Annotated in this window: 6 protein-coding genes; 4 read left to right on the top strand and 2 right to left on the bottom strand. The window is 61.6% G+C overall.

Annotated elements, in window-relative coordinates; genetic code table 11:
* Positions 1-158 precede the first annotated feature (158 nt).
* The 4 genes from VZ95_RS02385 to VZ95_RS27845 all read left to right on the top strand — a co-directional run bounded on the left by VZ95_RS02385 (position 159) and on the right by VZ95_RS27845 (position 2,959).
* Positions 159-401 carry a helix-turn-helix domain-containing protein gene (locus tag VZ95_RS02385; RefSeq protein WP_045774454.1) on the top strand — a complete coding sequence of 81 codons (243 nt, stop codon included), beginning with the start codon at positions 159-161 and terminating at the stop codon, positions 399-401.
* Positions 402-448: 47 nt separating this feature from the next.
* Positions 449-949, top strand: coding sequence for a hypothetical protein (locus VZ95_RS02390; protein WP_045774455.1), 501 nt, complete (start codon positions 449-451; stop codon positions 947-949).
* Positions 950-1,037: 88 nt separating this feature from the next.
* Entirely contained in the window at positions 1,038-1,403 is a 366-nt protein-coding gene (locus tag VZ95_RS27840; protein ID WP_045774456.1) for a serine hydrolase, read from the top strand.
* Entirely contained in the window at positions 1,400-2,959 is a 1,560-nt protein-coding gene (locus VZ95_RS27845) for a serine hydrolase (RefSeq protein ID WP_045774457.1), read from the top strand. Before VZ95_RS27840 ends, VZ95_RS27845 begins: the two co-directional genes overlap by 4 nt.
* A 6-nt stretch (positions 2,960-2,965) precedes the next feature.
* Here the strand turns inward: VZ95_RS27845 and rph are convergent, their stop codons facing one another.
* Both rph and dnaJ read right to left on the bottom strand, forming a co-directional pair.
* Positions 2,966-3,697 carry a ribonuclease PH gene (gene rph, locus VZ95_RS02405; RefSeq protein ID WP_045774458.1) on the bottom strand — a complete coding sequence of 244 codons (732 nt, stop codon included), beginning with the start codon at positions 3,695-3,697 and terminating at the stop codon, positions 2,966-2,968.
* A gap of 72 nt (positions 3,698-3,769) precedes the next feature.
* A partial coding sequence (gene dnaJ / locus VZ95_RS02410; RefSeq protein ID WP_045774459.1) for a molecular chaperone DnaJ occupies positions 3,770-4,538 on the bottom strand: 769 nt, incomplete at its 5' end.

Consider the following 4,538-nt stretch of genomic DNA (forward strand, 5'->3'; position numbering starts at 1 on the left):
GAAGGCACGGCGCTTTGGGCGATTGGGGAAGTCGGGATCGATGACCTTAGTACCGAGCCCGATTTTATCTTTCTGCTCTTCGGGCTTCTGCTCTACGTTCTCGGCAGGATCATGGCCGAAGCCGTGCGCGTTTCGGAAGAACAGAAGTTGACGATCTAATGGGGATTATCGTGCATCTCGATGTGATGTTGGCGAAGCGCAAAATGCGCCTCGGCGACCTTGCCGAAAAGATCGATATTTCCATTCAGAATCTCTCGATCCTCAAGACCGGCAAGGCGAAAGCGGTGCGTTTTTCCACCCTTACCGCGCTCTGCCGGGCGCTCGATTGCCAGCCGGGTGACCTACTGGCGTTTGATCCTGACGCGCCCGACGATGTGTCGGAGCCGTCCGACGGGGGCTGACCCGTCCCGCCTTAGCGGAGTTTTTTTGATGTTTTGGAGTATGATCCATGTCCTTGCCACGGCAGCGTCGCGGCGAAATACGCGCGCTTGTTCTGAACCCAGCCCGGTCCCGTCCTTGGCGCGACCGCTTACCCCTCTTGGCGCTGGTGGCGGGGGCGGCGCTGACCCTGTTAGCCCTGCTGGAAAACGCGCACGCCGCGCCGCCGCCGCGCCCGGCGCTGCCCGATCACGCTCAGCCTATGACGGCGGGTGAGTTAAAAATCCTCACGGCCCATCCCGCCACCTATCGCAATCGCGATCCCGCCGATCCGGTGAGCTATACAATCCGTCCGGACGGCAGCCTCACGGTGATGTTGAATCGCGGTAAAGACGCGCTCGATGGGAAATGGAGCCTTGAGGCCGAGCGCTTTTGCATTCGCATCGGCTGGTTCTACAAAAGCTGCTCGGCGGCCTGGCGCGTCGGCGAGGCCAGCTATTTCTTCTGGAGCGACGAGGATGAGGACGAGACCAGTAGCCTCGCCCACAACACCTACGACCGCGTGAATTAACCCCCTCGCATCGAGACTCAAAACATGACGCATTACACGCTCGCTCTGCGCACCGCGCAGAGCGAAACCCAAAACGCTTGCCCAAGATTTGCTCAGCGCGTCCGGCGCGCCGGGGGTTCAGGTCAGTCGTCTGAGCGGCCCAGTTCTGAGCACCGCCGCCGCCGGCCTGTCGGAGATCGCTGGGGCGGAGGGCACGGGGGGCGCGGCGATGCTCCCGACCCATAGTTTTAATGCCGGGTCGCAGATGAAAATGGTCACGGCGGTGATTGTGCTGCAACTGGCGTCCGAGGGGAAACTCGACCTTCAGAAAACCCCCGCCGACTATTTGAGTGCCGCCGAGCTACGCGGTATCGCCAATACTGAAACGGCAACCCTCGAACAGCTTCTCTCGATGCGCTCGGGCATTCCCGATTACTTGAAAGTCGTCGATGCAAACGGCGATCCAAAATTTTGACCGATGTTGTGCAGAACCTCTCCCGCGTGCATGGCACCCAGGAGGCTCTCGCGCTCGTGCGGGGGGTTGCGCCGACGGGTAAGGCGGGTGAGGCGTTTCACTACTCAAATACAAATTTCGAGCTTCTCGGGCGAATCGCCGAAACCGTCACGGGGCAGACACTGGAAGCCCTGTGCCAGAGCCGCGTTTTCGAACCCGCCGGAATGCGCCAGACGACAACGGTCGGCTGGCCGCTGACCGAGAACCAGAGTCACGGCTATCTTGTGACCGGCGATGGCACCTTGTTCGATGCGACCGGCTTGCCCGTCGATATTGGCGGGGATGGTGGGCTGATAACCACGACGGCGGATATGGTCCGCTTCCTCGACGCGCTTTTTACTCAGAAGATTCTCTTGTCCGAGGCCGATCTTGCGCGCATGACCCAGCCGCTGACCACGGTCAACCGTTTCGATGGCGGCAGTCTGACCTTCGGCTTTGGGATGAGCAGTATCCGCACCGGCACGGATGTTTTTCACGGTTTCTCGGGTGGCGAGGCGACCAACCTATCGGCAACGCACTGGTCGGCGGCGACGGGGAGCATTGTGTCGACGATGGAAAACCGGGACCGTGTTCCCGAGGGTAAAACGGCCACCTACGATCTCAACCTGCAAGAGTTGGCGCGATTGGCGCAAACCGGAACGGTGAGCGGACTAACCTTGCTCGACGCAACCGATACGCTGACGATCAGCGATAGCAGCGCCGCCGCGTTGGCCTTGAGGATGGGGACGGACGGCGTAACCCTAGTACAGGGTACGAGTGAAATTCGTTTCGCGGCTCTGCATTCGGATCAGGTGAGCTTTGCCGATGGCTCCCGCCTGCTGATCGGCACGGCGAGCAGCGAAACCCTATCGGGGAGTGCGGGGAACGACCGTTTCGTTGAGAGTGGTGGGCAGGATTGGCTCAGCGGCGGGGCGGGCCAGGACCATCTTAGCCTCGCCGGGGCGCGCGCCGAGTATCAATTGAGCCAAGATGGCGCGGGCGGCTGGCTTCTAAGCAGTGCGGCTGGCACGAGCCGCCTGACAGGGATCGAAACGCTGGATTTCGCGGATCAAACCTATGCCCTGCCGAGCCCGGCGGTGAGCGGGCCGGAAGTTCATCGTTTCTATAATAAGGCTGTGGGGACGCATTTCTGGACGGCATCGGAGAGTGAAATCGCGGCGCTCAAGGCCAAGGGCGGTGGCTTCACCTATGAAGGGCCGGTGTTTCACGCCGCCGGGACCGATGGCACGCTGGATGTTTTCCGGCTGTTTCACGCTAAATCCGGCCGTCATTTCTACACAGCTTCCGCCGACGAGCGGAATGCGGTGCTCGCCAACGGCAAGAGCGGCTACCGCGACGAGGGCGTTGCTTTCAAAGCTTATAGCGGGGATTCCGGCCCGCAGGAGGCCGTGCATCGGCTGTTCCATACGAAGACCGGAACCCATTTCTACACCGATTCCCTCGCGGAAAAGGATGCGCTCTTGCTGGGGCAGAAGGATTTTACCTATGAAGGGATCGCCTTCTGGGTGATGTCTTAACCCGGTCTACCCCATCACGGCTTTGCGCTGGAGCGACACCAACTGGCCGATACCCTGTTTGGCGAGGCGCAGCAGGTCTGCAAACTGCTCTTCGCTGAACGGGTCCTGCTCGGCGGTGCCTTGGATTTCCACCAACCCGCCGCGCCCGGTGAGCACAAAGTTCGCATCGGCCTGGGCGTTGGAGTCTTCGGCATAGTCGAGGTCGAGGACCGCGACGCCATTATACAGGCCACAGGAAATGGCGGCGACTTCCGCCTTCAGCGGTAGCGCGGGAATCGCCTTGCTATCCACCAGTTTGCGCAAAGCGAGGTGCAGGGCGACATAGGCCCCGGTAATGGAGGCCGTGCGCGTGCCGCCATCGGCCTGGATCACGTCGCAGTCGATCTTGATTTGCCGCTCGCCCATTTGGGTGAGATCGGTGACGGCGCGTAAGGAGCGGCCGATCAGGCGTTGGATTTCCTGCGTGCGGCCGCTTTGCTTGCCTTTGGCGGCTTCGCGGTCCATGCGCGAATGGGTGGCGCGTGGCAGCATGCCATATTCGGCCGTCACCCAGCCCTTGCCGGTATTGCGCAGAAACGGCGGCACTTTTTCGTCGATCGATGCAGTACACAGAACATGCGTATCGCCGAAACGCACCATGCAGGAGCCTTCCGCATATTTAGCGTATCCCGGCTCCAGGCTGACGGCGCGCAACTGATCGGCGCTGCGGCCCGAGGGGCGGCGGAAGGCGGTTGTCATGCTAACGAACTCCACTAGAGCAAATCCCGAGCAGACGGAAACGTCTGCGCCGAGCCTTTGCGTATTTCTAAATTACTCGGTCGTCGAACCCGCGAAGAATTCCTTCACGCGTTGAAAAAAGCCCGAGGATTGCGGGTGGGTCTGATCGGCCTCGCCTGCCGTGTCGAACTCACGCAAAAGCTCCTGCTGGCGCGCGGTGAGATTGACCGGCGTTTCCACGGTAGCCTCAACATACATATCGCCGCGCTGGGAGGAGCGTAGGACCGACATGCCCTTGCCGCGTAAGCGGAACTGATGCCCCGCTTGAGTGCCGGGCGGAATGGTAATCTTGACCCGCGAGCCATCGATGGAGGGCACTTCGATTTGCCCGCCCAGCGCCGCCGTGGTCATCGGAATCGGCACCCGGTAAAAAGTATTCGCCCCGTCGCGCTGGAAAATTCGATGCGCGGCGATAGCCAGGAAGATGTAGAGGTCGCCCGCAGGCGCGCCGCGCACGCCCGCTTCGCCTTCGCCGGTCAAGCGAATGCGCGTGCCTTCCTCAACCCCCGCCGGGATGGTGACGGAGAGGGTTTTTTCTTTGCGCGTCCGCCCGGCCCCGCCGCAAGCCTTACAGGGTTTTTCGATCACTCGGCCCGCGCCGCCGCACGAGGGGCAGGGACGCTCGATGGTGAAAAACCCTTGCTGGGCGCGCACTTTGCCCGCGCCGCTACAGGTGGGGCAGGTGATGGGTTTGGAGCCTTGCTCCGCCCCCGAGCCGTCGCAAACCTCGCACACGATGCTGGAGGCGACTTGCACCTTGGCCGTGGTTCCGGCGAAAGCATCTTCCAGGCTGATTTCGAGA

This window comes from Elstera litoralis (genome assembly GCF_000963705.1).
Taxonomy (GTDB): Bacteria; Pseudomonadota; Alphaproteobacteria; order Elsterales; family Elsteraceae; genus Elstera; species Elstera litoralis.

Bases quoted from the DNA above. Each gene is read 5' to 3' on its own strand.
- VZ95_RS02385 (WP_045774454.1), top strand. From the start codon at position 159: ATGGGGATTATCGTGCATCTCGATGTGATGTTGGCGAAGCGCAAAATG.
- VZ95_RS02390 (WP_045774455.1), top strand. From the start codon at position 449: ATGTCCTTGCCACGGCAGCGTCGCGGCGAAATACGCGCGCTTGTTCTG.
- rph (WP_045774458.1), bottom strand. From the start codon at position 3,697: ATGACAACCGCCTTCCGCCGCCCCTCGGGCCGCAGCGCCGATCAGTTG.